The 26,574-nt window shown below is 66.7% G+C and carries 24 protein-coding genes, 1 tRNA gene and 1 riboswitch; of the genes, 12 read left to right on the top strand and 13 right to left on the bottom strand.

Features of this window, described 5'->3' with window-relative positions:
• The first annotated feature begins 10 nt into the window (after positions 1–10).
• The 6 genes from GGR25_RS15490 to GGR25_RS15465 all read left to right on the top strand — a co-directional run bounded on the left by GGR25_RS15490 (position 11) and on the right by GGR25_RS15465 (position 5,869).
• Entirely contained in the window at positions 11–886 is an 876-nt protein-coding gene (locus GGR25_RS15490; RefSeq protein ID WP_183399744.1) for a sulfurtransferase, read from the top strand.
• Positions 887–1,109: 223 nt separating this feature from the next.
• Positions 1,110–1,892 (top strand): hydroxyethylthiazole kinase, encoded by a 783-nt coding sequence (gene thiM, locus GGR25_RS15485; RefSeq protein ID WP_183399743.1) that lies wholly within the window; start codon positions 1,110–1,112, stop codon positions 1,890–1,892.
• 11 nt (positions 1,893–1,903) lie between these two features.
• The gene (locus tag GGR25_RS15480; RefSeq protein ID WP_183399742.1) at positions 1,904–2,740 is read left to right on the top strand and encodes an ABC transporter permease; all 837 of its coding nucleotides are present in this window, start codon (positions 1,904–1,906) and stop codon (positions 2,738–2,740) included.
• Positions 2,741–2,777: 37 nt separating this feature from the next.
• Positions 2,778–3,734, top strand: a complete 957-nt coding sequence (locus GGR25_RS15475; protein WP_183399741.1) for an ABC transporter substrate-binding protein — start codon at positions 2,778–2,780, stop codon at positions 3,732–3,734.
• An 11-nt stretch (positions 3,735–3,745) separates the two neighbouring features.
• On the top strand, positions 3,746–4,507 hold the full coding sequence (locus tag GGR25_RS15470) for an ATP-binding cassette domain-containing protein (protein ID WP_183399740.1): 762 nt from the start codon (positions 3,746–3,748) through the stop codon (positions 4,505–4,507).
• A gap of 9 nt (positions 4,508–4,516) precedes the next feature.
• On the top strand, positions 4,517–5,869 hold the full coding sequence (locus GGR25_RS15465) for an LLM class flavin-dependent oxidoreductase (protein ID WP_183399739.1): 1,353 nt from the start codon (positions 4,517–4,519) through the stop codon (positions 5,867–5,869).
• Here GGR25_RS15465 and GGR25_RS15460 read toward each other — a convergent pair.
• Both GGR25_RS15460 and GGR25_RS15455 read right to left on the bottom strand, forming a co-directional pair.
• Complete coding sequence (locus GGR25_RS15460) at positions 5,866–6,876, bottom strand: GlxA family transcriptional regulator (RefSeq protein WP_183399738.1); 1,011 nt, start codon at positions 6,874–6,876, stop codon at positions 5,866–5,868. The two genes, GGR25_RS15465 and GGR25_RS15460, sit on opposite strands and share 4 nt — an antisense overlap.
• Complete coding sequence (locus GGR25_RS15455; protein WP_183399737.1) at positions 6,873–7,439, bottom strand: isochorismatase family protein; 567 nt, start codon at positions 7,437–7,439, stop codon at positions 6,873–6,875. The genes GGR25_RS15460 and GGR25_RS15455 overlap by 4 nt, the downstream gene beginning before the upstream one ends.
• A 479-nt stretch (positions 7,440–7,918) precedes the next feature.
• Here GGR25_RS15455 and GGR25_RS15450 point away from each other — a divergent pair, with 479 nt between their 5' ends.
• Entirely contained in the window at positions 7,919–8,383 is a 465-nt protein-coding gene (locus GGR25_RS15450; protein ID WP_246409835.1) for a flavin reductase family protein, read from the top strand.
• 171 nt (positions 8,384–8,554) lie between these two features.
• The gene (locus GGR25_RS15445; RefSeq protein ID WP_183400314.1) at positions 8,555–9,001 is read left to right on the top strand and encodes an RrF2 family transcriptional regulator; all 447 of its coding nucleotides are present in this window, start codon (positions 8,555–8,557) and stop codon (positions 8,999–9,001) included.
• Between the two features lie 58 nt (positions 9,002–9,059).
• Here GGR25_RS15445 and GGR25_RS15440 read toward each other — a convergent pair whose 3' ends face one another.
• The 3 genes from GGR25_RS15440 to GGR25_RS15430 form a co-directional block, all read right to left on the bottom strand.
• Positions 9,060–9,344, bottom strand: a complete 285-nt coding sequence (locus GGR25_RS15440; protein WP_183400368.1) for a hypothetical protein — start codon at positions 9,342–9,344, stop codon at positions 9,060–9,062.
• Positions 9,345–9,492: 148 nt separating this feature from the next.
• Positions 9,493–9,567, bottom strand: a tRNA-Glu gene (locus GGR25_RS15435).
• Between the two features lie 94 nt (positions 9,568–9,661).
• Entirely contained in the window at positions 9,662–10,063 is a 402-nt protein-coding gene (locus tag GGR25_RS15430; protein WP_183399735.1) for a hypothetical protein, read from the bottom strand.
• Between GGR25_RS15430 and GGR25_RS15425 the strand changes: the two genes are divergently transcribed.
• The 3 genes from GGR25_RS15425 to GGR25_RS15415 all read left to right on the top strand — a co-directional run bounded on the left by GGR25_RS15425 (position 10,062) and on the right by GGR25_RS15415 (position 14,050).
• Positions 10,062–11,072, top strand: a complete 1,011-nt coding sequence (locus tag GGR25_RS15425; protein WP_183399734.1) for an RluA family pseudouridine synthase — start codon at positions 10,062–10,064, stop codon at positions 11,070–11,072. The two genes, GGR25_RS15430 and GGR25_RS15425, sit on opposite strands and share 2 nt — an antisense overlap.
• 131 nt (positions 11,073–11,203) lie before the next feature.
• A complete protein-coding gene (gene rpoH, locus GGR25_RS15420) occupies positions 11,204–12,115 on the top strand; it encodes an RNA polymerase sigma factor RpoH (protein WP_183399733.1) in 912 nt (303 codons plus the stop codon).
• Positions 12,116–12,238: 123 nt separating this feature from the next.
• Positions 12,239–14,050 (top strand): tetratricopeptide repeat protein, encoded by a 1,812-nt coding sequence (locus GGR25_RS15415; protein ID WP_183399732.1) that lies wholly within the window; start codon positions 12,239–12,241, stop codon positions 14,048–14,050.
• A gap of 6 nt (positions 14,051–14,056) precedes the next feature.
• Here the strand turns inward: GGR25_RS15415 and GGR25_RS15410 are convergent, their stop codons facing one another.
• The 4 genes from GGR25_RS15410 to GGR25_RS15395 all read right to left on the bottom strand — a co-directional run bounded on the left by GGR25_RS15410 (position 14,057) and on the right by GGR25_RS15395 (position 19,488).
• Entirely contained in the window at positions 14,057–14,998 is a 942-nt protein-coding gene (locus GGR25_RS15410; protein WP_183399731.1) for an ABC transporter substrate-binding protein, read from the bottom strand.
• Between the two features lie 17 nt (positions 14,999–15,015).
• On the bottom strand, positions 15,016–15,798 hold the full coding sequence (locus GGR25_RS15405; protein WP_246409833.1) for an ABC transporter permease: 783 nt from the start codon (positions 15,796–15,798) through the stop codon (positions 15,016–15,018).
• Positions 15,799–15,877: 79 nt separating this feature from the next.
• Positions 15,878–15,983, bottom strand: a riboswitch (TPP riboswitch).
• 106 nt (positions 15,984–16,089) lie between these two features.
• Complete coding sequence (locus GGR25_RS15400) at positions 16,090–18,141, bottom strand: hypothetical protein (protein ID WP_183399730.1); 2,052 nt, start codon at positions 18,139–18,141, stop codon at positions 16,090–16,092.
• 54 nt (positions 18,142–18,195) lie between these two features.
• Positions 18,196–19,488: an adenylosuccinate synthase gene (locus tag GGR25_RS15395; protein WP_183399729.1), complete on the bottom strand. Its 1,293-nt coding sequence runs from the start codon at positions 19,486–19,488 to the stop codon at positions 18,196–18,198.
• Positions 19,489–19,751: 263 nt separating this feature from the next.
• Here GGR25_RS15395 and GGR25_RS25040 point away from each other — a divergent pair, with 263 nt between their 5' ends.
• Positions 19,752–20,348, top strand: a complete 597-nt coding sequence (locus GGR25_RS25040) for a DUF805 domain-containing protein (RefSeq protein ID WP_183399728.1) — start codon at positions 19,752–19,754, stop codon at positions 20,346–20,348.
• A gap of 60 nt (positions 20,349–20,408) precedes the next feature.
• Here the strand turns inward: GGR25_RS25040 and serA are convergent, their stop codons facing one another.
• From serA to glmM, 4 genes are all read right to left on the bottom strand, one after another.
• Entirely contained in the window at positions 20,409–21,995 is a 1,587-nt protein-coding gene (gene serA / locus GGR25_RS15385) for a phosphoglycerate dehydrogenase (protein ID WP_183399727.1), read from the bottom strand.
• 181 nt (positions 21,996–22,176) lie between these two features.
• On the bottom strand, positions 22,177–23,352 hold the full coding sequence (locus tag GGR25_RS15380; RefSeq protein ID WP_183399726.1) for a phosphoserine transaminase: 1,176 nt from the start codon (positions 23,350–23,352) through the stop codon (positions 22,177–22,179).
• 177 nt (positions 23,353–23,529) lie between these two features.
• Positions 23,530–24,276 (bottom strand): outer membrane protein, encoded by a 747-nt coding sequence (locus tag GGR25_RS15375; protein WP_183399725.1) that lies wholly within the window; start codon positions 24,274–24,276, stop codon positions 23,530–23,532.
• 708 nt (positions 24,277–24,984) lie between these two features.
• Positions 24,985–26,331: a phosphoglucosamine mutase gene (glmM, locus tag GGR25_RS15370; protein WP_183399724.1), complete on the bottom strand. Its 1,347-nt coding sequence runs from the start codon at positions 26,329–26,331 to the stop codon at positions 24,985–24,987.
• Positions 26,332–26,574 lie beyond the last annotated feature (243 nt).

The raw sequence follows: 26,574 nt of genomic DNA, 5'->3' as shown, positions 1-26,574 counted from the left end.
TACTGAACCGATGCATCTGCCCCCGATTGTCTCGGCGCAATGGCTTGCCGAGCACCTCGATGATCCCGATCTATCGATCTTCGATGCGAGCGTCGAAAAGATCGTCCAGCCCGATGGCACCCGCGTTTGGCGGCCGGCGGTCGACGCCTTCGTCGCCGGGCATGTTCCGGGCGCACGTTTCGCCGATCTCGCGCAGGCGTTTTCCGATCCCGAGGCGCCCTTCAGTTTCACGCGGCCGAGCGCCGAGCGCTTTTCGGATGCCGCGGGGCAACTCGGCCTGACCGGGCAGGAACGTGTCGTGCTCTATGACGGCTCAACCGGCATCTGGGCGGCGCGGCTCTGGTGGCTCTTCCGTGCCTTCGGCCATGAGAACGTCGCCGTCCTCGATGGCGGACTGACAGGCTGGAAGGCCGCGGGCCACGCTCTTGAGGCCGGGCTGCCCGAACCGGTTGCTCCGGGATGGTTCCCCGTCAGAGCCGAGCGGCCCGGCGCCTTCGTCGATGCCGGCGAGGTCGAGGCCATCGTCGCCGGCGAGCGTTCCGGCGTTCTCGCCTGCGTGCTCCGGCCGCCGGTCTTCGCGGGAACGGAGCACAACTATGCCCGCCCCGGCCATATTCCGGGCAGCCTCAACCTGCCCTATGGCCAGCTTGTCGACGCCGAGAACCGCTTCCGGCCGGAGGGCGAACTGCGCGCCACGCTGGCGCCGCTGCTTCAGTCCCCGGATCCCGTCATCGTCTATTGCGGCGGCGGGATTACCGCCGCCGGAACGGCGCTGCTTTTGACCACGCTCGGCGCGCAGAACGTCGCGATCTATGACGGATCGCTCGAGGAATGGACGGCCGACAACCGCCGTCCGATGGCGGTCATCGAGACGACTTCCACCTGATTCCGGAATGATGTCCCAGATCGGACAGGCCAAGCCTGGCCAGCGGGAATTCCTTTCCCTGTCCGGGCGTTTCGGGAGCAAGCGGATTGCCACGGCCGGCGATATTGAGACGCCCCGCCGTTCCGCAGCGCAGCACAGACTATAAAATCCATAGACATTCAGGGATCGATACCACTGCGGCTCATCGATCCCGCTGGATCAGCGTCTGCAACAGAGAAGCAAGATGACCAATCGGATTTGGCCCGACCCGTCGATCGTCGGCGGCCTGGCCGCGGTGCGCAGCGGCCGGCCCCTCGTCTATGGCCTGACCAACTATATCGCCGCGCAGCTGAGCGCCAATGTGCTGCTCGCTGTCGGCGCATCGCCGGCCATTGGCGGTATGCCCGCCGCATCCGAGCATTTCGCCGCGATCGCCGGCGGCGTCTGGATTAATCTCGCCGCGCTGGTCACCGACGAGCCCGACATCCTGATCAAGGTGGCGAAATCCGCCAACGCCGCCGGAACGCCCTGGGTGCTGGATCCGGTCACCGTCGGTGCGGGAGCGACCGAAAACGATCGCGTCGCGGCCGAACTCGTCGCCCTGAGGCCGACGGCCGTGCGCGGCAATGCCAGCGAAGTGATCGCGCTTGCCGGCGGCGCGGGCGGCACCAAGGGCGTGGATTCGACGGCGACGTCGGAGGAAGCGATCCCCTTCGCCAAATCGCTCGCGAAGAAGACCGGCGGTGTCGTCGCGGTCAGCGGACCGATCGACTATGTGACGGATGGCGAACGCGTCGTCGCCGTGCCGGGCGGCCATCCCAATCTCACCCGCGTCACCGGCACGGGCTGCAGCCTCGGCGGGCTCGTCGCGGCCTTTGCCGCGGTGGTTCCGGACAAGCTCGACGCGGCCGTGGCTGCCCATGCCGTGCTCGCCACGGCGGCCGAGCGGGCCGCGCGCACCGCGCCGGGCACGGGGACCTTCGCGGTCGCGCTGCTTGATGAATTGTCCCTGCTTGAGGCAGCCTGAGCGTCCGTGTCATGACGATCGATGTCGATGCCGTCCTGGTTGCGAGTTCGGAGCGCGTTCCGGCTCCTGCCGGGCGTGCGTCCGGCAACCTCCTCGCGCCGTTCACACCGTGGCTGTCGACACTGGCGATCCTGTTGCTGTGGACGGCGGTGTCGGCGGGCGGCCTGATCGGGCCGCGCGCCCTGCCCTCGCCCTTCGATGTTCTGGCGGCGGCCTGGGAGCTGACGGCGAACGGCCGCCTGCCGGCCGCGCTGGTCGCGAGCCTCGCCCGCGTTCTCGCCGGCACGGCGCTGGGTCTCGTCCTCGGTCTCGGTGCCGGGCTTCTCGCCGGCTATTATCGCGTAGGCGAGATGGTCGTCGATCGCCCGCTGCAGATGCTCCGCGCCGTGCCGTTCAACGCGCTCGTGCCGCTCTTCATCGTGGCCTTCGGCATCGGCGAGCTCATGAAGGTGTCGCTGATCGCCGTCGGCGTCCTGGTGCCGATCTACCTGAACACCTTCGCCGGCGTGCGCAATGTCGACAGCAAGCTCGTCGAGGTCGGCCTCGTCTATCGGGTGCCGCAGCGGCTGATCGCGTCGAAGATTCTCTTCCTCGGCGCCCTGCCCTCGATCCTCACGGGCCTGCGCTTCTCGCTCGCCATTGCCTGGATCGCGCTGGTCACCTCCGAGACGGTCAACACCAATGCCGGCGTCGGCTACATCCTGGCCCAGGCGCAGCGCTTCGTGCGCACCGACCAGGTGTTTCTCTGCATCGTCATCTACGCGCTGCTCGGCATCCTCACCGACTACCTCGTCCGCCGCCTCGAAGGCCGGCTCCTGGCCTGGCGCAAATCCTATGACGGCCGCTAGCCGAACCCTCTCCTCCCATAGTCCCAAGGAAGACTCCATGTTCGCGAAGTCCCTCTCCCGCCGCATCGCCATCGCGTCGGTTGGCCTCATTCTCGCCGCCGGCACGGCGCTCGCCGAAGACAATGTGACGTTCCGCGTCGCCTATCTGCCGACCGCCAATTATCTGACCACGGTGCGGACGACCGGCATCCTCGAGGAGAAGCTCGGCAAGGTCGGCGCCAAGGTCGAGTTCATCGGCCCGCTCGACCCCTTCTCTGCCTACAACACGGTGACGGCCGGCAATGCCGACGCCTCGTCTACAGGCACGGGCTATTTCGTCAACCTCTCGGCGCAGAAGAGCCCCTGGGTCGCCTTCGCGCTCGAGAAATATTCCGGCAACAGCCAGGGCCTCGTCGCGGCGCCCGGCTCCGGCGTGAACGAACTCAAGGATCTCTACGGCAAGAAGGTCGGCATCGACGGCGAAGGCGCGACGGGCGACTACATCCTGAACCTCGCCTTCAAGCAGGCCGGCCTCGACGTCTCCAAGGTCGAGAAGGTCACGCTCGACACCACCAGCTTCGCCAGCGCCTTTGCGAGCGGCCAGGTCGCGGCCATCGCCAGCTATGACCAGAACCTCGCCAATGCGATCGCGACGCCGGGCGCGAAGGTGCTCGTCACCAACGACCAGCTTCCCTCCTACAACTGGTCGATTCACATCGTCAGCCGCGACTTCGCCGAGAAGCATCGCGAGGCGCTGAAGGCGGCCTATGAAGGCCTCGTCGCGGAATCCGAGCGCGCGCACAAGAACCCGGCGATCATCACCGATGCCTATAAGGAATTCGGCGCCTCGGACGGCCTCGTCAAGGTCGTCGCAGGCTTCGATACGCCGACCATCCTGCCGCTCGACGAGAAGGCGGTCGCGGATCTGAACAAGCTCGGCGCCCAGTATGTCGAATTCGGATTTATCGACAAGGCGCCTGACATCGCCGACTACGTCGTCGACCTGTCCAAGTAAGGCGCGGGACCGTGCCGGATATCCGCCTCCAACACGTCTCGAAGGCCTTTGACGGCACCGCCGTTCTGCGCGAGGTCGATCTCGACATCGCCGAGGGCAGCTTCGTGGCGATCGTCGGCAAGTCCGGATCCGGCAAGTCCACCCTTCTGCGCATCATCGCCGGGCTCGAAAAGGCGAGCGCCGGGCAGATCGAGACCACGGACCGCCTCGCCGTCGCCTTCCAGGAGGCGCGGCTGCTGCCGTGGCTCTCGGTCGTCGATAATGTGAGCTTCGGGCTGGAAGGCCGCGACCGCAAGAAGGTCGCGCTCGACGCCCTCGTCGAGGTCGGCCTTCGTGCAAAGGCCGACGTCTGGCCGCTGACGCTCTCCGGCGGCCAGGCGCAGCGCGTCTCACTCGCCCGCGCGCTGGTCCGCAAGCCGGAAGTCCTCCTGCTCGACGAGCCCTTCGGCGCGCTCGACGCGCTGACCAAACTCGATATGCAGAACCTCGTCGGTGAGCTGTGGCGCGCCCATGGCTGGACCGTCGTCATGGTCACGCATGATGTCGACGAGGCGGTGCGGCTTGCCGATCGTGTCGTCGTCCTCGGCGACGGCACCGTGCAGGAGATCGTGCCGGTGCCCGGCACGGGGCCGCGCGATCCCGATGATCCCGCTCTCGCGCCGCTCGCCGGGCGGCTTCTCCGTCTCCTTGGCGTCCCGTTCGCGGGCCGCCGTTCACTAGAGCTCGAAACGTCCCCCACGCGCCTCGCCAGCTCGCTTTCTCCCGTCTCATAGAGGTCAGCCATGTCCAGGACGCGAACCGGTCACATCCATCTCGGGGCCTTCATGAATGCGGGGCCCGGCGGCGTCGGCGGCTGGCGCCATCTCGACGCCGAGCTCGGCTGGTTCTCGCCGGCCTACTACCAGAAGATCGGCCGCATCCTCGAAGCGGCGCTGTTCGATTTCGTCTTCTTCGCCGACACGGTCGGCATTCCCCGCTCCTTCGGCAATTCGATCGAGGATCATGTGCGCTATGGCGTCGGCGCGCCGCGGCTGGACCCGATCCCCGTCATCACGCTGATCGCGGCCGCCACCGAGAAGCTCGGCATCGGCGCGACGGTCTCGACCGGCTTCCAGCAGCCCTACAATGTCGCCCGCTCCTTCGCCTCGCTCGATCACCTCTCCGGCGGACGCGTCGGCTGGAACGTCGTCACCTCGTTCCAGGATGCGGAAGCGCTGAACTTCGGCAATGAGAAGCTGCCCGGCCGCGCCGAGCGCTATGACCGGGCCAATGAATTCCTCGAAGTGACGTCCAAGCTCTGGGATAGCTGGGGCGACGGATCGCTGGTGCTCGACAAGGCGAGCGGCGCCTTCGCCGATCCGACGCGGGTCCATTCGATCGATCATGCCGGCAAGCACTTCCAGGTCCAGGGCCCCCTCAGCGTGCCGCGCGGACCGCAGGGCCGGCCCGTGATCATCCAGGCCGGCTCCTCCGTCGAGGGTCGCGATTTCGCAGCGCGCTGGGCGGATGTGATCTTCTGCAGCCATGAATCGATCGAATCCGCGATCGAATTCTATGCCGATCTCAAGGGTCGCGCGGTCAAGCATGGCCGCGATCCCGATCACATCAAGATCCTGCCGGCCGTGACGCCGATCGTCGGGCGCGACCGCGCGGAGGCCGACCGGCTGAAGCGCGAATTCGAGGAACTGGTCCCCGCCGAGGCCGGCCTCGCGCGGCTCTCCTATCACATCGACGTCGATCTTTCGCGCTACGACCTCGACAAGCCGCTGCCGCCGCTCGAGGTCAAGGGCGTGTTCGGCCATTTCCGCGAGGCGCTGGAAGTCTCGGCGCGCGAGGGCTTCACTCTGCGCCAGCTCGGCCGCTGGTACGGCGCGCGCACGGAGGGCAATCTCGTCGGTGCGCCGGTGGAGATCGTCGACCGGATGGAGCAATGGTTCGATCGCCGCGCCGCCGACGGCTTCATGACCATCCCGACCCACGCGCCGGGCGCCTTCGAGCAATTCACGGCGCTGGTCGTCCCGGAACTGCAGCGCCGCGGTCTTTTCCGCACGGCCTATGAGGGCGCGACGCTGCGCGACAATCTCGGCCTTCCGCGGCCGGAGGCGCGCGACCTGCGTCGTAGGGCTGCTGGCTAGCCGCCGCGCCTGGAGCCCTGGCGCAGTTGGCTCGGCGGCGCACCGTACAGCCGCGACCAAGCGCGACGGAACTGGCGTGCCGAGCCGAAGCCGCTGCGCTCGGCGACGCCCTCCATGTCAAGTTCCGTACCGCTGATCAGTTCGCGGGCCAGCGCTATGCGCATCCGGTTGACATAGTCGGTGACGCTCATGCCCGCCTGGTCATTGAACAGGCGGGAGAGGTTGCGTGGACTGGTCACCGCGACATCGGCGAGTGAGGCGACCGACCAGTCGCGCGCCGGGTCGGCGGCGACGGCGTCCTGGACGCGGTGGATCGCTGGATGGAGATGGTTGCGGCCCTCCAGCCAGGGCGAAAGCTGCGGGTCAGCGCCGGCGCGCCGCAGATAGACGACCAGATAGCGCGCGACGGCCAGCGCGGTCGCGGGTCCCGCGAGGCTCGCCACGATATGCAGCATCAGATCGATGCCTGCCGTGATGCCGGCGCTGGTCAGCCGCTCGCCATCTTCGACATAGAGACGATTTTCACGCACGAGCGCAGTCGGCGCGAGACGAACCAGTTCGGCCATGGTGCCGTGATGCGTCGTGCATTCATGGCCATCGAGAAGCCCCGCCCGCGCGGCGAGCAGCGCGCCGGAACAGATCGAGACAAGGCGAACGCCCGGCCGCACGGTGCGGCGCAGCCAGGCGACGATCTGGGCCTCCAGGCGAGCCTCCTCTTCGCGCGGCGTCACCGGCCCGCCCATCGGCAGGTCGGCAGCGCCGGAGATGACGACATAGGCGCCGTCGGGCAGCCGGTCGGGAAGCGGCTCGATGCCCGAGACGCCAAGGCCGATCGAGCTTCCGACGCTTTCGGTTGGTCCCACATAAGTCACGTGGAAGGCGACGCCCTGCTGCTCAAGATTGGCCTTGCGCAGCACCTCCATCGGACCGGCGAGATCGAGCAGCAGCACCCGCGGTGGCACCACGGCAAAGATCGAAATCTCCCGCAGTGCCAGGGTGTTCGTCATGCGGCATCCTTCAGCGCTTCGTCGGCGAGCGCCTCCTCGACGCCGACGATCCGGGCGAAGCGGCCGGCGAGCACCAGTTCGGTGCGGGCGCGGATTTCGGCGGGGCTCCAGATCCGACCGGCCGGATCCGTCATCGGGAAGGTCAGCGTCGCCTCGCCGACATAGTCGACAGCGTAGCCGAGGTCGGACGCGTGACGCGTCGTTGTCTCGCAGCACTGCTCCGTACGGATACCGGAGATGATCAGCCGGCTTATGCCGTGGCGAACCAGCCAGACGTCGAGCCCGGTGCCGACCAGAGCGCTGTGGCGGGCCTTGCGGAAGACCGCGTCGGCCTCGACCCGAAGCGGCGATAGCGGAACGACCAGGCCGGACGCCTCGGAGAAGGGGCCGCTATCCTCGACGTGGAAGATCTGCACGACCGGTATGCCGACGGCCTTCGCCCCGTCGATGAGCGCCTGCTGGCGCTCGACATAGGCAGCGAGGCCAACCTCCGTGAAATAGGGCCGGTGGCGGAACGATTCCTGCGCGTCGATGACGATCAGGGCCGTCGCGGGAGCGGACATTTCAGTATCTCCGGTGGAAGGGACAATAGCGCCATACTATCGGCAGAAAATAGCCGCGAAATGCGCCTTCCAGACAACAGGAGGACGATTCGCGCCAAAATGGCCGAGCCTGAGTCCGGTGCGTCGAAGAGGAGACACGGACCTGACGCATCGAGCCGCTGCCTGTGCGGTTGCGGGCAAGAATAGGGAGGCGGTCAAAAATCTATAAATAAAATAGACTTCATCGAATTATGGGATTTCCTTTCTCCTGGGGCGGAGCGAACGGAAAACGAATGTTCCCGAGCACGCTCGGTTGAGACGCCGAAGTCTCGCTAGGCCTGGCGCTACGTGCTCGAATGAAGTGACCAGACTCCCACATGGCTCATCCGGAGATCGTCATGCCGGCCCTCGCGCCCCTTCCGCCAGAATCGCACTCGCAAGCGGCGTTCGAATCCGAGCGTCGTGATCATCCCGTTGAGAGCGCTTCGTTTCGGCAGGCAATGCGTCACCTCGCCGGCGCCGTGAGCGTGATCACGGTCGGCCGCGGAGCGACCCGCACCGGCTTCACGGCAACATCGGTCTCATCGCTCTCGGCCGATTCGCCGTCGATCATCGTCTCGCTCAACACCTCGTCCTCGTCCTGGCCGGCCGTCCAGCGGCATCGCAGCTTCTGCGTCAACATTCTCGCCGAGGACCAGCAGGGGACCGCCGACAATTTCGCCGGTCGCGGCGGCATCAAGGGTCTGGACCGTTACCAGGACGCGGAGTGGCGCGAATTCGCGACCGGCGCCTCCGGCCTCGTCGGCGCCCTGACCGTGCTCGACTGCGTGCTCGAAGAGGCAATCACGCGCCATTCGCATTCCATCCTGATCGGCAGCGTCCAAGCTGTCGCGATACGGCCGGAGGCCAAGCCGCTGCTCTACTGGCACGGTGCCTATCGACACCTGTCCGATCGGACAGCGTGATCGTCCATGGGATCGCCCAGACCACGAGGGCGTTTCGATGCATCACAGTTGTCTATTGAGACGATAGAAATTATGTCTAACGCTCGCATCCAGGCAGGATTCTCCTTTCTGGACCTGCCGCCCCACGAGAATGCGCCACCCCGGCGCATGCGAGATCGCGAGCCGAGCGACATGCTGACCCGAAAAGGCAAATATGGCCTCAAGGCTCTGGTGCATCTGGCGCGTGTCCCGCCGGGGGAACTGGCGCTCGTCGGCGACATTGCGGCGGCCAACAACATCCCGAAGAAGTTCCTCGACGCGATCCTTGGGGAATTGCGCAATGCGGGCTTCGTAAGCTCTCGCAAAGGCAAGGGCGGCGGCTACCGCCTCGCACAGGCACCCGAGATCATCCGCATCGGCGACGTTATACGCACGCTCGACGGGCCGCTGGCACCGATCGCCTGCGCCAGCCGCACCCGCTACGAGCGCTGCGACGATTGCGACGAGGAAACCTGCCGCGTCCGCCATGTCATGCTGGAGGTCCGCGAGGCGATTGCCGGCGTATTGGACAAGCGCAACCTCGCCGAAATGCGCGACATGACCGGAACGGAAGGCCTCGTCTTGCTGGAACAAGCTTGAACTGCGGCGGGCTTCGTGACCGGGCCATCACGGCATCGATACGATTGCAGTCGGTCACCTAGTGCAGAATCTGCTGACGGCTTCGTTGCCATCGAAGAAACGGCACGGCGGTGATTGGCAACAGCATGTCCGCCGACAGACGCCCCTCATCATGGTGACGGGCGTCAATCGCGGCGGCAAACCGACCTTTCTGCGCTGCGTCGCTTTCGCCCCGCTCGTGATGTAGGTCGGCATGTTCGCGCCCGCCGACATATTTCGTTCGGCGCCGGCGAGCGGCCTCTTCACGCAATGTGCGGGCGAGGAGGACGCGAGCATGCAAAGCGGACGTCGCCGAGGACTTCAAGCGCGACACCGTTCTTCAAATCACAGAGCGAGGATGTCCGGTTGCGGAGGCGGCTGCGCGGCTGGCCAAGGTTCTGGCTGATGGCCTTGAACTCGGCAATCTCAGGCACAACCGATACGGCCAATACCACTAAGCTTGGTGATTTGTTTGGTGCGCCCTAGGGGAATCGAACCCCTGTTTTCGCCGTGAGAGGGCGACGTCCTGACCGCTAGACGAAGGGCGCATCGCGGGTCCGCATTGGCTGCGGACAGGCGCCATATAGCCGAGGCGGCGCGGCTTGGCAAGCGCCGCAGCGGCCTCTTCGCAAGCTCTGTGGATCAGGGCGTGGCGGGCGGTGCCAGACCGTCGAGGCGGAGGCGGCGCAGCACCTTGCCGGTCGCCAGATCGATGACGACGACGCGATGGGCGGCACCTTCGGCATAGGTCAGGGCGAGCGTGCGCCCGTCGAGCGCGGTCGACAGGAGCTGCGCATCGGCCGGCAGCGCACCATCCACCATGGTCTCGCCGGCAACCGCCGTCAGCGCGGGCTTGTCTCGTGAGGGCCCGACCTTGTAGAGGACGGCAGCGACAACAGCGGCAAGACCGACGAAGAGGGTCACGACCGAGATCAGGATCAACCGCTTGAGGCGCTGGCGCACCCGCTCCACCGCGGGGTCGAGCGGCGTTTCCTCATCCTCGTCGGAGGACATCGGTCGGTCAGATCGGGAAGGAAGAACCATGGACGAGGATCCGGAAGAGACGCAGGCGACGATCGACCTGGTGGTTGCACCGGAGGCGGCAGGCCAGCGGCTCGACGCCTATCTCGCTTCCGTGGTTCCCGACATGAGCCGCAGCCGGCTGAAGACGCTCATCGAGGCGGGCCGCGTTTCGATCGGCGGCGCGACCATAGTCGAGGCAAAAAAGGCGGTCAATTCGGGCGACCGGATCCATCTCTCGCTGCCCGAGCCGGAACCGGCCGAGCCGGAGGGCGAGGATATCCCGCTCGATGTCGTCTATGAGGACGACGACCTGCTGGTGATCAACAAGCCGGCCGGCCTCGTCGTGCACCCCGCCGCCGGCAACTGGACGGGCACGCTGGTCAATGCGCTCATCGCCCATTGCGGCGATTCGCTCTCGGGCATCGGTGGCGTGCGGCGGCCCGGCATCGTGCATCGCCTCGACAAGGACACGACCGGATTGATGGTCGTCGCCAAGAACGACCGCGCCCATCGCAAGCTCTCGGCCCAGTTCGCCGACCACGGCCGCACCGGCGCGCTGGAGCGCGGCTATGTCGCGCTCGTCTGGGGCGTGCCCTCCCTGCCCTATGGCCTGGTCGATGCGCCGATCGGCCGCTCGCCGACCAACCGCCAGAAGATGGCGGTGGTGAAGACGGGCGGACGCGAGGCCGTGACGCATTATGTCGTGGAGGAGAGCTTCGGCCCGGATGCGGCGCGCTTTGTGAGCCTCGTGTCGCTGCGCCTTGAAACCGGCCGGACCCACCAGATCCGCGTCCATATGGCGGCGCTCGGCCATCCCCTGCTCGGCGACCAGGACTATGGCAAGGGCTTCCTGACCAAGATCGGGCTACTGCCGGAGCCGGCGCGATCGATCGTGCGCGCCTTTCCGCGCCAGGCCCTGCACGCCTATCTGCTCGGCTTCGAGCATCCCTCGACCGGCGAGACCATGCATTTCGAAAGCGAGCCGCCGGAGGATTTCGCGACGTTGCTGGACGCCTTCAAGGCCTTGTGAAGGGGCGCCCAGTCCGCGCGGCGGCCGCGGCCTTAAAAAGCTGGAAGTAAGCCCTATATATGCTTACGCGGGCCGTTGCGGCCGCGTTCGGCGTCGGCCTTCGGGCGATGCCGGCATGAAGGAGGGGGCTTATGGCTGCCAAGGCAAGTCTTCCCGTCATCGCGTCGGGCGAAGCGGGACTATCGCGCTATCTCGAAGAGATCAGGCGCTTCCCGATGCTGTCGCCTGACGAGGAATATATGCTCGCCAAGGCGTATAAGGAACATGACGATCGCACCGCCGCGCATCGGCTGGTGACGAGCCATCTGCGTCTCGTCGCCAAGATCGCGATGGGCTATCGCGGCTATGGCCTGCCCATCGGCGAGGTGATCTCCGAGGGCAATGTCGGCCTCATGCAGGCCGTGAAGCGTTTCGAGCCCGAAAAGGGGTTCCGCCTCGCGACCTATGCCATGTGGTGGATCAAGGCCTCGATCCAGGAATATATCCTGCGCTCGTGGAGCCTCGTGAAGATGGGCACCACCGCAAACCAGAAGCGGCTGTTCTTCAATCTGCGCAAGATGAAGAGCCAGATCCAGGCGCTGGAAGAGGGTGATCTCCGCCCCGATCAGGTCGAGCAGATCGCGACCAAGCTCGGCGTCACCAACGAGGACGTCATCTCGATGAACCGCCGGCTCGGCGGCGACACCTCGCTGAACGCGCCGCTGCGCGCCGACATCGAGGGCGGCGAATGGCAGGACTGGCTGGTCGACGACAGCGACGACCAGGAGACGGTGCTCGCCAACCAGGAAGAGGCGGACAACCGCCGCAAGCTGCTGCGCGACGCGATGACCGTGCTCAACGAGCGCGAACGCCGCATCTTCGAGGCGCGCCGCCTCGCCGAGGAGCCGATCACCCTGGAGGAACTCTCCGGCGAATTCGGCGTCAGCCGCGAGCGCGTTCGCCAGATCGAGGTCCGCGCGTTCGAGAAGGTGCAGAAGGCCGTGCGGCGGGGCGCCAAGGAGATGGAGCGCACCCACGACGAGGACGACCTCGCCGACGCGTGACCGCCGCATGAGCCGTCGGGGCTGTCCTCGCCCCTGACTTGCCGGAACACGACAAGTTTTCTTGCTTTGCCGCGCCTTGATCGTTAAGGCACCGTTACAGCCTCGGCCTAGGGTGGGAACGGGATGGCGCGTCCACGTCGTCGACTGACGGTGATCGCCGCACTGGATATGGTCGGTTATTCCGAACTCGTCCAGCGCGACGAACTCGGCACGCTGCGGGAAATGCGCCTCATCTTCCGCAATCTGGTCCGCCCCACCCTCACCCGCTATGGCGGCCACATCATCAAGCTGATGGGCGATGGCGGGCTGATCGAATTTCCGAGCGTGCTCGACGCGGTCGAATGGACCATGGGCTTCCAGATCGCGATGGCCGAGCGCAATGCCGAGCCGGACCGGCTGAAGATCGATGTCCGCGCCGCGATCGTCCTCGCCGACGTCATCCTCTCCGACGATGACCGCTTCGGCGCCGCGATCGGTTTCGCCGTGCGGCTGCAGGCGGCTGCCCCTCCCGGCGGCATCGCGATCACCCATTCGGTGCGCTGGCAGCTCCTCGGCGATCCCGCCTCGGCCTTCAAGCCGGTCGGGTTCCTGATGCTCAGAAGCGTGCCCTATCCGGTCGAGGCGTGGTTCTGGGTGCCGCCCGGCCGGACGCTGCCGGACGTGCAGCCCTCGCAGAACCAGATGCTGACGCCGGGCGTTCTGGCGCTGCCGGGCCTTGCCGCCGGCAAGCAGGAGGATCAGCGCCCGCTCGTCGTCGTCCTGCCCTTCGACGATCTGACGGCCGACAGTTCCGCGAGCGAGATCGCCGATGGCGTCGTCGAGGAAACGACGGCGACGCTGTCGCGCGTGCGCACGCTGCGCGTCATCGCCCGCAATTCGGCCTTCCAGTACAAGGGCCGGCCGACGGATGTGCGCTCGCTCGCGCGCGAGCTCGGCGTGCGCTACGTGATCGAGGGCAGCGTGCGCAGATCCGGCGACAAGCTGCGCGTCACGGCGCAGCTGATCGACACAGACAGCGGCGCGCATCTGTGGTCCGGGCGGACCGACGGCGCCATGAGCGATGTCTTCACCCTGCAGGACGATGTCGCCAGCCAGATCGCCGGCGCCGTCCATCCCGCCATCCGCATGGCCGAGATCGAGCGCTCGCGCCGCAAGGAAGCCGAAGGGTTGCGGACGCACGATCTGGTGCTGCGGGCCATGCCGCATTTCTGGGCGCACCGGCGCGAGGACAATGAGATCGCGCTCAAGCTGCTCGACGAGGCGCTCGCCTCCGACCCGCGCTCGGGCCAGGCGCTCGGCCTCAAGGCCTGGTGCCTCAGCCAGCAGGTGACCTATCTCTGGTCGGCCGATATCGCCGCCGACAAGAAGCTGGCGCTGGCGCTGGCCGAGAAGGCGGCAGAGACGAGCGAGGCCGATCCGCTCGTCTATACGATGATCGGCGCCACGCTCTCCATCCTGAATGTCGACCAGTCGCGCGCCCGCGTCTTCATCGAGCGGGCGCTGGCGCTCGACTCGACCTTCGCCTGGGCCTGGACCCGGCTCGGCTACATCCAGGCTTATTCGGGCGAACCGCGGCAGGGTCTCGACAGCCTCAAGCGATCGATCGCGCTTTCGCCCGACGACCCCATCCGCTTCAACGCCTATGCCGGCATCGCCACGTGCCATTTCATGCTCGGCGACTATTCCGATGCCACGCGTTTCGCGCAGCTCGCGCTCGATTCGCGTCCGGGCATGATCTGGGCCTATCGCCTGCTCGCGACCTCGGCAGCCCTTGCCGGCGAGCAGGAGACGGCAGAGCGCGCCGTGGCGCAGCTCGTCAAGGACAGCCCCGGCATGACGCTCGAGGGCGTTCGCCGCGCCGTCCACAATCTCGATCCGACGAGCCTCGAACGCTACATGGAAGGCCTGCGGCGCGCCGGCCTTCCCGAAGCCTGACGGCTCCTAGCGCGGCGCGATGGCGTAGCTCTCGACGGGCGGCAGCGTGTCGATCAGCCCGCGCTCCTTGAGATAGGCGGCGAAGCGGTCATAGCGGCCGGGATCGAGTGCCGCCGGGCGCTTGGCGAAGCGCGGCAGCGTGTCGGCGAAGGCCTTGCGGTTCAGCTCGTCATCGAGATCGGGATGCGCCTTCAGGAACATCGCGAGCGCCTCGTCCGGATGGTTGGTGAGGAAGATTGTGGCGTCCTCGACCGCCGCGATGAAGCGCGCCATGCGCGGATCATCGCGCAGCTCGTTGCGGGTCACATAGATCAGCTCGTCATAGGGCGGCACGCCGTGCTCTTCCGGGAACCAGGCCCGTCCTGCCTTGCCCTCGATCGCGAGCTGCGTCAGCTCGAAATTGCGATAGCCGTCGATCACCGCATCGACCTGGCCCGACATGAGCGCGGTCGAGAGGTTGAAGTTGACGTTGACCAGCTCGACGTCCTTCGAGGTCAGCCCGACCGAGGCGAGGATCGAATCGATATAGGCGTTCTGCAGGCTGGCGACCGAGTAGCCGATCTTCTTGCCCTTGAGGTCTTCCAGCTTCTGGATCGGGCCGTCCTTGAGCGCGATCAGGCAGTTGAGCGGCGTCTCGACCAGCGTGCCGATGCGGGTCAGCGGCAGCCCTTCCTTCACCTGCAGCATCATGTCCGGCTGGTAGGTAACGGCGATATCCGCCTGTCCAGCCGCGACCAGACGCGGCGGAGCACTCGGATCCGCCGGGGCGATGAGTTCGACATCCAACCCGTGCTTTTCGAAGAAGCCGCCTTCCTTGGCGACAACCAGCGGCGCGTGGTCCGGATTGACGAACCAGTCGAGCAGCACCGTGACCTTGTCGGCCGCCGAGGCCTGCGCGGCCGAGACGGCGAGCGCCGCCGCGACGAGAAGAAGACGAAGGGGCTTCATGGGGGTTCCTTCCAGCATCATGCGAGATTTTCAGGCGCCCAGGGCGCGATCCGGCGCGTCGCGACATCGACGGCGGCGCGGAGAAGCACGGCCATCGCGGCCAGTAGCGCGAGGGCGGCGAAGACCACGTCGGTCTGTGCCCGGCCATTCGCCATCAGCATGGCGTAACCGAGCCCGGAAGACGCGCCGACCCATTCGCCGATGAGCGCACCGACCGGCGCATAGACGGCGGCGACGCGGAGCCCGGAGGCGAGCGCCGGCAGGGCGGCGGGAATGCGGAAGAAGGTCAGCTCCTTGAGCCGCCCGACGCGATAGAGATGGGCGAGGTCGAGCAACCCCTCCTCCGTCCGCGTCAGCCCGTCATGAAAGGCCGAGGCGACGGGGAAAAAGATCGCGATCGTCGCCATGACGATCTTCGAACCGATCCCGAAGCCGAACCACAGCACCAGCAGCGGCGCGATCGCGAAGACGGGGAAAGCCTGGCTGACGACCAGGATCGGCATCAGCACGCGCCGGACAAGCGGCGAGAAGGCCATGACGAGCGCAAGGCCGGCGCCGGCGATGGCGCCGGTGGCGAGGCCCATCAGCGTCTCGGTCAGCGTCGTCGCGGCGTCGCGCGTGATGAGTTCGGGCCACGCGACCAGGGCCCGCCACACCCGGAGCGGCGAGGGCAGCATGAAGGGCGGCGGCGCGAAGATGAGGATGGCCGCCTGCCAGAGCACGAGGATGGCGGCGGCGACGAGGAGGGCATTGGCGAGCATGGCCGCGGCGGGCGGCAGCTGCCTGAGGCGTCGTGGCATCGCTGGCTGTCACCTCCTCCGCGGACGAACGGAGGCCATGACAGGACGATGGGACAAACGATCGGATGAGCGAGCCTGATGCGGCGCCATTTCCCGTCCCTCCGCCGGCATGAACCGGATCAGGTTAGAAGGGTTCGGCCCCAGGCCATCTCAGCTCGCGTCAGCGAACACCCCTCGGAATGGGCGGAGAATGGCGGAATGTGACGGGGAACGCAAGGGCGCAGCGCATCCCGAGCGCCCGGGCGTGCAAGCGCCGGCCCGGCTCCCGCGGGAAGGCCGATGCCGGCGTGCTCAGTTGCCCCAGGCAGCTAGCGCCTGCTCGAAGGCCTTCTGGCCGGGCGTGCCCTTTTCGAGCGTCAGGATCGCGCGCTGGTCATTGTCGTAGACGAGCGGGATATCGATCCAGTTGCGCTCGCGCATCAGCGCGATGTTCTGCGCCATCGGCGCGGCATCGCCCGAGAAGGCGATCCAGAAGAAGCCTTCGGCGACCTTGGCGGGTGCGCCGTCGAGCGGCTGCCCGCGGGCCTCCTCGGTCGGCTTCATAACGAAGGCCGGAACCGACTTGATGCCGCCACCGGGGAAATCCGGCGGCGTGTCGACGATCAGTTCGACCAGATGGCTCGCCGGCAGGCTCGAATCGGTGTTGCGGCGGATATTGATCGTCACCTTCATCTTGCGGTCGGGGACGTCGACCAGGGCCTGGATCTCCGGGCCGTTCGACGAATTGGCGTCGAACTTCCACACCACGCTGCCGTTGACCGCGGTGACGCCGGAGGCGCCACCGACCGGCTGCTCGTAGAGAATGGCCTTCTGCGCCACCAGCGCCTGGTCGCCACCATTGTCGGCGGCGGCAGGTGCCGGGGCATCATTGGCCGATTGCGGCGCAAGGCCGGGCAAGGTCTGGTCTGCCGGCGCGGGCGCCGCATCGGCGGCAGGCGCGGCGCCGGCATCCGGCGCGGCCCCATCGGCCGGCGCTGCGGCCGGTGCGGACGCATCCGGTGACGGGCTCATGGCGTCGTCGGGGGCCGGAGCCGCATCGACGGTGCGCACGGCACGCGGCGCTTCCTCCGGCGCGGCGCCGCCGAGGCGGTCCGCATTCTTGCTCGCCGCGGCGCTGTCGGTCGCGGCAGCCGGTGCGGCCGTCGAGCCGCCCTTGTCGGAGGAACTGATCAGATCGCCGATCACGTCCTCGACGACCGAGCGCTGCGACCAGGCGAAGGCGGCGATGCCGCCGATCACCAAGCCGACGAGAATGAGGATGATCAGTGCCGGCCAGCGCGAGCGGCGCGGCTTTTCGCCGAAATAGCGTGCCTCGGCCTCTTCCTCGCGGCGCTTCTTCTTGGCCGGACGGCGACCGCGATCACGCTCGCGCGCATCGTCGGCGAAGCCCTGGTCGAGCGTCGGCGCCTCCTCGAAGGGATCCTGCCATTCGCCGGAGCGATCCACGCCCTGCTGATCGTCGGCGGGCTCGAAGCCCTGATCGTCGATCGGCGGCGGCACCTGTCCGAAGGCAGGCTCCTGACGGAAGGACGGCTCCTGCTGGCGCGGCGGCTCGCGGCGCTGCTGCGGCGGCGGCTGCTGCTGGCGCCCACGCGGCGGCGGCGCATCGGCCGGCTCGACCCGCGGGGCCCATTGCGGCGTGCCGCGCGGCTCCGCCCTCGGCTCCTGGCGGAAATCCGTGGACCGGCTGGCCGGAGCGCCCTGCGCGCCGGGCCCCTGCGGCCAGAACGGCTTGACCACCGGCTCGGCCGGCAGGTCGAGATCGGACTCCTGATAGTCCTCCTCGAGCGGCGGCTCGTCGACGGCGTCGATATGGATCGGCACCGTCGCATCGGGCAGCACCCGGGTCTGTGACGGCTGACGGCTGACCGGAGGCGGTGGCGGCGGCGCGGACTGTACCGGACGGGCCGGCACGCGCGCAGCCTGACGCGGCGGCGGCGGTGGAGGCGGCGGAGCCGGCTCCTCCTCATATTCGGGTTCAGGCTCCGGCTCGGGCTCGGGCTCCGGTTCATATTCCGGTTCGGGCTCGTATTCGGGCTCCGGCGCCTCGGCGAGCACCGCCGGATTGACGGCGAGCGCATCGGCGACGGCCGCAGCCGCCCGCGCGCGGGCCGGCACCGGCCCAGCCGCCGTGATCGCCGCCTCGCGCTCGACCTTGCGGATCGCCTCTTCGAGCTCGAGCCGCTGGCGAGAGATCTCCGAAGTCGTGAGGGGAGGCTGTATCGCCTTCAACTGGCCGATCAGCGCGGTGCGGGCCTTGTCATAGACAGAACGCCTCACCTCGCCGGACTCATGCTCGAGCCCGCTGATCGCCTTCTTGAGTACCGCGTAGTAGTCGGTCATCGCGCCATTCTGCTAAGCCATCCGTGCGATCCGGCATCCCCAACCATGCGAGCGTCAGCTCTGGAAGGGATCCTGCACAAGGATCGTGTCATCGCGCTCCGGACTCGTGGACAGTAGCGCAACCGGGGCACCGATCAATTCCTCAACGTGACGTACATACTTAACCGCCTGGGCGGGAAGATCATTCCAGCTGCGAGCCCCTGCGGTCGATTCCTTCCAGCCTTCGAGCGTCTCGTAGACCGGGACAACCGCGGCCTGAGCAGCCTGTGCGGCCGGCAGATAATCGATCGCCCGACCCTCGAGCGTATATCCGACGCAAATCTTGATTTCTTCAAGGCCGTCGAGGACATCGAGCTTCGTTAGCGCAATTCCGTTGATCCCGGAAGTGCGGATCGTCTGACGGACCAGAACGGCATCGAACCAGCCGCAGCGGCGCTTGCGCCCCGTGACCGTGCCGAACTCGTGTCCGCGCGTGCCGAGGAAGTCGCCCACCTCGCCGGTCTGCTCGCTCGGGAACGGGCCTTCGCCGACGCGCGTCGTATAGGCCTTGGTGATGCCGAGCACATAGCCGACCGCGCCCGGCCCGACGCCGGAACCGGTCGCCGCCTGCCCCGCCACCGTATTCGACGACGTCACATAGGGATAGGTGCCATGGTCGATATCGAGCAGCGCGCCCTGCGCGCCCTCGAAGAGAATGCGCTTGCCGTTGCGGCGGGCCTCGTCCAGCAGCTGCCAGACCGAGTCCATGAAGGGCAGCACCTTGTCGGCGACCGAGGCGAGTTCCTCATAGAGGCCCTTCGGATCGATCTCCGCCTGGCCGAGACCGCGGCGCAGCGCATTGTGATGCGCCAGCAGCCGGTCGATCTTGTCCTGCAGCGTCGGCAGATCGGCGAGATCCATCACGCGGATGGCGCGCCGGCCGACCTTGTCCTCATAGGCCGGGCCGATGCCGCGCTTGGTTGTGCCGATCCGCGTGCCGGAATTCGACGTCTCGCGGAAGGTGTCGAGATCGCGATGCAGCGACAGGATCAGCGCGGCATTCTCGGCGATTCGCAGATTGTCCGGCGTGACCGTGACGCCCTGCGCGGCAAGGCGGCCGATCTCTGCGACGAGGGCGTGCGGATCGACGACGACGCCATTGCCGATCACGCCGAGCTTGCCCGGGCGCACCACGCCCGAGGGCAAAAGGCTCAGCTTGTACGAAACGCCGTCGATGACGAGGGTATGGCCGGCATTGTGGCCTCCCTGGAAGCGGACGACGATGTCCGCGCGCTCCGACAGCCAGTCGACGATCTTGCCCTTGCCTTCGTCGCCCCACTGAGACCCGACGACGACCACATTCGCCATAGACCTGTCCTTCCTGGATGCCGCCCGCCTGCGGACGACAGCACTTCGATCGCACACCAAAAAGCCCGCCGCGGCGCCGAGGCCGGGGCGAGGCGGCAGGACTATAACGAGTCCGACGCCGCGATGCGACCCCTCCCGGCAAAGCTGTCCGCCGCGGACGCCATGGCGGCCAGCTTGCGGCCAGGTCCTGAGACAACTTATCATGTTAGGACACCGGCGACGGACGCTCTCGTCCTCGCTCACCGGTCCAGGGGGAGGTTGGGATGGCGAGCGGATCGCAATGGTTCTACGTCGTCGGCAGCGAGCGGAAGGGGCCGCTCACCGCGGACCAGATGGCCGCGCTGCAGAGCGCCGGCGTCATCGACGAGGCGACGCTCGTCTGGACGGACGGCATGGCGGGCTGGGCCCCGCTCTCCGACACGCCGCTTCATGCGGGACCGAACTTTCCGCCGGTTCCGGGAGCATCGCCTTATGCCGGGGCTGGCGCCGAAACGATCTATGACCCGCCGGTATCCGGCTTCGGCGAGGCGATTTCGACCTGCTTCCGCAAATACGTCACCTTCTCGGGTCGCGCCAACCGGCCAGAATTCTGGTGGTTCACGCTGTTCGGCGTTCTGGGTGGCATCGCCGCCTCGATCGTCGATGCCGCAATCTTCCGGAGCGCCGACTACGGCCCGCTCAACGGCCTCTTCTCGCTCGCCATGCTGTTGCCGAGCCTCGCTGTGTCGATCCGCCGCCTGCACGACACCGACCGCAGGGGCTGGTGGGTGCTGCTCCACTTCATTCCGCTCGTCGGCACGATCATCCTGATCATCTGGTTCTGCGGCCGCGGCACGCCGGGCCGCAACCGTTTCGGTTGAGCCGAAACGAAACGGGCGGCCCGAGGCCGCCCGTCGTCACTCGCGATGATCGATCGCGCTTCAGAAGCTGAGGCGCTTCGCCTGGACGACGCCTTCCAGCGCCGCGACACGGCCAATCACGTCGTCGGAAATCGCCTCGTCGACCTCGACCAGCGCGATCGCATCCTCGCCGGCGGCCCTGCGGCCGAGATTGAAGGTCGCGATATTGATGCCCTCGGCACCGAGCAGGCTGGCGAAGCGGCCGATGAAGCCGGGCTTGTCCTGGTTGGTGATGTAGAGCATGTGCTGGCCGACCTCGGCCTCCATGTTGATGCCCTTGATCTGGATGATGCGCGGCTTGCCGTCCGCGAACACCGTGCCGGCGACCGAGCGCTCCTGCTTGTCGGTCACCACCGTCAGGCGGATATAGTTCTCATAGGCGCCCTGCTGCTCGCGCCGGACATCCTCGACCGCAATGCCGCGCTCGCGCGCGACGATCGGGGCGGAGACCATGTTCACACTCTGGAGCTGCGGACGGAGCACCGCGGCGAGCGCAGCGGCGGTCAGCGCCTTGACGTTCATCGACGCGACGTCGCCCTCATATTCGAGCTTGATCGCCTTGATACCCGTCTCCGTCAGCTGGCCGGCGAAGGAGCCGAGCAGGTCGGCGAGCTTCACGAACGGCGTCAGGCGCGGAGCTTCCTCGGCGGTGATCGAGGGCATGTTCAGCGCGTTGGAAACGGCGCCCTTGGTCAGATAGTCCGACATCTGCTCGGCGACCTGCAGCGCGACATTCTCCTGCGCTTCCGTCGTGGAGGCGCCCAGATGTGGCGTCGCGATGAAGTTCGGCAGGCCGAACAGGACGTTCTCGGTCGCCGGCTCCTCGACGAACACGTCGAAGGCCGCGCCGCCGACCTTGCCGGACTTCAGCGCCTCGGCGAGATCCGCCTCGACGACCAGCCCCCCGCGGGCGCAATTGATGATGCGCACGCCGTCCTTCATCTTGGCGATCGCCGCGGCATCGATGATGCCGCGCGTCTTCTCGATCAGCGGCGTATGCAGCGTGATGAAATCGGCGCGGCGGAAGAGCTCGTCGAGCTCGACCTTCTCGACGCCGAGCGCCAGCGCCCGCTCCTCCGAGAGGAACGGGTCGAAGGCGATGACGCGCATCTTGAGGCCGACGCCACGATCCGCGACGATCGAGCCGATATTGCCGCAGCCGATGACGCCGAGCGTCTTCGCCGTCAGCTCGACGCCCATGAAGCGGTTCTTCTCCCACTTGCCGGCCTGCGTCGAGGCGTTCGCCTCGGGGATCTGGCGGGCGAGCGCGAACATCATCGCGATCGCATGCTCGGCCGTCGTGATCGAATTGCCGAAGGGCGTATTCATCACGATGATGCCCTTCGCCGTCGCGGCCGGAATGTCGACATTGTCGACGCCGATGCCGGCGCGGCCGATGACGCGAAGGTTCTTCGCCGCCGCGATGACCTTCTCGGTCACCTTGGTATTGGAGCGGATCGCGAGACCATCATAATTGCCGATGATCTCGAGCAGCTTCTCCTTGTCCTTGCCGAGATCGGGCTGATAGTCGACCTCGACGCCGTGATCCTTGAAGATCTGGACGGCGGTCTTGGAGAGCTTGTCGGAAATGAGAACGCGGGGTGCCATGGACGTGGTTTCCTTGCGCAGCGCCTGCCGCCATCACCGCCGTCATTCCGGCGCAAGCCGGAATCCATCGAGCTGAAGCCTTTCACGGCTGAATGGATCCCGGCTTTCGACGGGATGACGCAAAACGGAACGTCGGGGCTCATGAGGGGAAGCGGCCGGACGGCATGCCCGGCCGGAGCAATCACGCAGCCTTCTTGAGGCCGGCCTTCTGCGACGCGAAGGCCCAGTCGAGCCATTCGGTCAGGATCTCGAGATCCGACGCCTCGATGGTCGCGCCGGCCCAGATGCGGAGGCCGGGAGGCGCATCGCGATAGGCGCCGATGTCATAGGCGACGCCGGCCTTGTCGAGCGCGGTGGCGAGGCCCTTGGCGAAGGCCGCCTGGCCGTCCGCGTCGAGCGCCTTCACGGCCGGATCGACGACGACGAGGCAGACCGAGGTGTTGGAGCGCGTCGCTTCGCTCTTCGCCAGGAAATCGATCCACGGCGTCTTAGCGACCCATTTGGCGAGTACGGCGAGATTGGCGTCGGCGCGCGCTTCGAGCGCCTTGAAGCCGCCGAGCGCCTTCGCCCAGTGCAGCGCGTCGAGATAATCCTCGACCGCCAGCATGGACGGCGTGTTGATCGTCTCGCCGACGAAGATGCCGTCGATGAGCTTGCCGCCCTTGGTCATGCGGAAGATCTTCGGCAGCGGCCAGGCCGGCTTGTAGGTCTCGAGCCGCCCGACCGCACGTGGGCTGAGGATCAGCATGCCATGCGCCGCCTCGCCGCCGAGCACCTTCTGCCAGGAGAAGGTGACGACATCGAGCTTGGCCCAGTCGAGATCCTGCGCGAAGGCGGCGGAGGTCGCGTCGCAGATGGTGAGGCCCTTGCGGTCCGCATCGATCCAGTTGCCGTCCGGCACGCGCACGCCCGAGGTGGTGCCGTTCCAGGTGAAGACGACGTCGCGGTCGAAATCGACGCGGGTCAGATCCGGCAGGTCTCCGTAATCGGCGGTGAAGGTGCGCACATCCGCAAGCTTCAGCTGCTTGACGACATCGGTCACCCAGCCCTCGCCGAAGCTCTCCCAGGCGAGCAGGTCGACGCCGCGCGCGCCGAGCAGCGACCACAGCGCCATCTCGACCGCACCGGTATCGGAGGCCGGCACGATGCCGATGCGATAATCCGCCGGCACGCCGAGAATCTCGCGCGTCAGCTCAATCGCTTCCAGGAGTTTGGTCTTGCCGATCTTGGCCCGGTGCGAGCGGCCGAGGGCCGCATCCTTGAGCGCTTCGAGCGTCCATCCCGGACGCTTGGCGCAGGGGCCGGAAGAATAATTGGCGTTCACCGGCCGGCGGCCGGGCGTAGCGAGATCTGCCATGATCTACCCTCACAGATAGCAGCGCCTCGTTGGGGAGGCGTGTCCCGCCGATGCGTCTACGCCCGCGCCGGGGGGAAGTCAACGAGATCGAAGGGCCAAATCTCGGACGACAAAAAGGGCGCGCCACCTTGCCGCGGCGCGCCCTTCTCGAAAGAGCGGATGGAGCTTTGGATGCGCTCAGTAGAAGGAGTAGCGCAGGCCGAGGCGAATCTCGTTGGCGTCGATATTGTTGTACTGGATCGTGCCACCGCCGCCCGCCGGGATGTAGCCGGACACGGCGTCACCCAGGTTGAGATAGCGGTAGGAGAGGTCCAGTGCCGTATTGGGCGTGATCGCGTAGGACGCGCCCGCCATGAGGGCCCAGGCGAAATTCCACTGCCCTGCCCCGTTCCAAGTGCCGGTGACGCCATTGGGGTTGATGTAGGAGATATTCGACGTCTCGAGATAGGACGTGCCGATGCCCGCGCCGACATAGGGCGTGAGACCGGCATAGGTGCCGAGGTCGATATAGCCGTTGAGCAGCATCGTCCAGGCGGAGATGTCGGCCGTCTCGATCGAATAGCCAAGCCCGCCGCAGCCGCCGCAATAGCCCTCGCCATAGGCGCCGGCATTGAACTCGTAGTCGACCGTCGCATCGGCGCGGAAATAGTCGTTGAACTTGTAGCCGACGCCGGCGCCGAGCATCCACGTATTGTCGAGGCTCGTATTGTTCCAGGGGTCGGTATAGGTCGGCGTCACGAACGCAATGTTCGGGCTGTTGTAGAACTTGTAGCCGATATCGCCGCGCAGATACCACCCGCCAGTGGCCACCGGCAGTGGCTCGACATAGGGCTGCTCGGCGAGGTCTGCCGCGAAGGCGCAGACCGGCATCAGGAGGCTCGCGCCGAGAGCCGCCGCGAGCGTTGAGATTCTTGCAATAGCCATGGCTGTCTCCCGGTCGACAGGATTGGATCGGGCCGAAGTCCGATCAAGCTTCGTTGTTCGGGATCATCTTTCACGGCGAACGCTTAAGAACGGATTAACCACGTGGCTTAACTACGTTTCTTCATCAAAGCTAACGCCGTCTGTGGCAATTCGGCATGCGGTGATGTCCCATCGAGACCACGATTCGATGCAGGAACTGGACTATGGCATTGGACGTATTGTCATTTGCGAGACCGGACGGGACGCTGTTTCAAGTTCCCAGCGCATGGTGGCAAGAGGCTGGCATGCCGCATTTCGCCCGATCGAGCACGACCTATCCCACCACTTCCGCAGCAACCTTCCACGCTGATCTGGCTGCGATCGAGCCGCCACACCGCCGGCCGGGCGTTGAGTTGGACTATCGTGGATTTCGCAGGGACAAGATGCTTCCGGTCCTCCACGCGATTGCGTCCGGAAGCGCGCTTCCGCCGATATCTTTGGTGAGCGGCCGATCACTCGGATTTCGATACGTGGTCACAGACGGCTTTCATCGATATCACGCGGCCATCGCAGCAGGCTTCTCTTGCATCCCTGCATGCGAAGGCTGGCTTCTGGAAGAGGCGTGATCCAGACCTGCGCCGTACCGTAGTGGCAGCCTGTCGCCGGCCGTGACGCAGCGCGACGGCGCTATGAGATTCGATTGACGCCAGGCGTCCCCTGCGTCTGAACTCAGGCGGCGACGGCCTTCAGCGCGCCGATGATGTCGTCGACCACCTGCTCGACCAGTGCGTGATCATCGCCCTCGGCCATGACGCGGATGAGCGGCTCGGTGCCCGACGGGCGGATGACGAGGCGCCCGGACGCGCCGAGGCGCGCCTCGCCCTCGGCGATCGCCGATTTGACGCCTTTCGCATCGAGCGGCTTGCCGCCGGAGAAGCGGATGTTCTTGAGGATTTGCGGCACCGGCTCGAAGCGCCGGCAGACCTCGCTGACCGGCCGGCCGGTCTTGCGGACCACCGCGAGGATCTGCAGCGCGGAAACGAGGCCGTCGCCCGTCGTCGAGAAATCCGACAGGATCAGATGCCCGGACTGTTCGCCGCCGACATTGAAGCCGTGCTGGCGCATATGCTCGACCACATAGCGATCGCCGACCTTGGTCCGCGCGAGCGACAGGCCGAGCGAGCCGAGATAGCGCTCGAGGCCGAGATTGGACATGATCGTCGCGACGATGCCGGGCTGGGAGAGCTTGCCTTCCTCGGCCCAGGAGGCCGCGACGACCGCCATCAGCTGATCGCCATCGACGATCTCGCCGCGCTCATCGATCAGGATGACGCGATCGGCGTCGCCATCGAGGGCGATGCCGATATCGGCGCGCACCTCATGCACCTTGCGGCGCAGCGCCTCGGTCGCGGTCGAACCGACATCGCGGTTGATGTTGAAGCCGTCCGGCTCGTCGCCGATCGACACGACCTCGGCACCGAGCTCCCACAGCGCCTCCGGGGCGACCTTGTAGGCGGCGCCATTGGCCGAATCGACCACGATGCGGAGCCCAGAGAGATCGAGCGCCCTCGGCAGCGTGCGCTTGGCAAATTCGACATAGCGCTCGCGCGCGCCGTCGATGCGCTTGGCGCGGCCGAGGTCGGACGGCTTGGCGAGGCGGCCGGAAAGATCCTCCTCGATCAGCCGCTCGATCTCGGCCTCGTTCTCGTCCGAGAGCTTGTAGCCGTCCGGGCCGAACAGCTTGATGCCGTTGTCCTCGAACGGGTTGTGCGAAGCGGAGATCATGACACCGAGATCGGCGCGCAGCGAGCGCGTGAGCATGGCAACGGCCGGAGTCGGCAGCGGGCCAAGCAGGAAGACGTCGACACCGGCGGCGGTAAAGCCGGCCGTCAGCGCCGGCTCGATCATATAGCCGGAGAGGCGCGTATCCTTGCCGATCACCACGCGGTGGCGATGGCCACCATTGCGGAAGGCGATGCCGGCGGCGATGCCGACCTGAAGCGCCAGCTGCGGCGTGATCGGGAAGCTGTTGGCCTTGCCGCGAATGCCGTCCGTGCCGAAGAACTTGCGTGCCATGCTGGAGTTCCGTTCGCCTCGTCCGCGCCTTCTTAGACCGAGCATGAGCGCGAATGCGTTCAAGAATGATGAGCGAGTGTTAAGCCGGGGGCGATGTCGCAGACAAGGCCGTCCGAACGGGTCGACGCCGTCGCCCCGCGATCTTTTACCGTAAGGTTCAGATTCATAAGAACTATTGGTGCGCGCGGCCTCGCGTTTCGTTCGGCTGCCGAATATTTCAGCCCGTCACGGAAATTGTCTTCT

It is taken from the genome of Kaistia hirudinis (assembly GCF_014196455.1).
Lineage (GTDB): Bacteria > Pseudomonadota > Alphaproteobacteria > Rhizobiales > Kaistiaceae > Kaistia > Kaistia hirudinis.
This window is presented reverse-complemented; position numbering and strand designations above follow the sequence as displayed.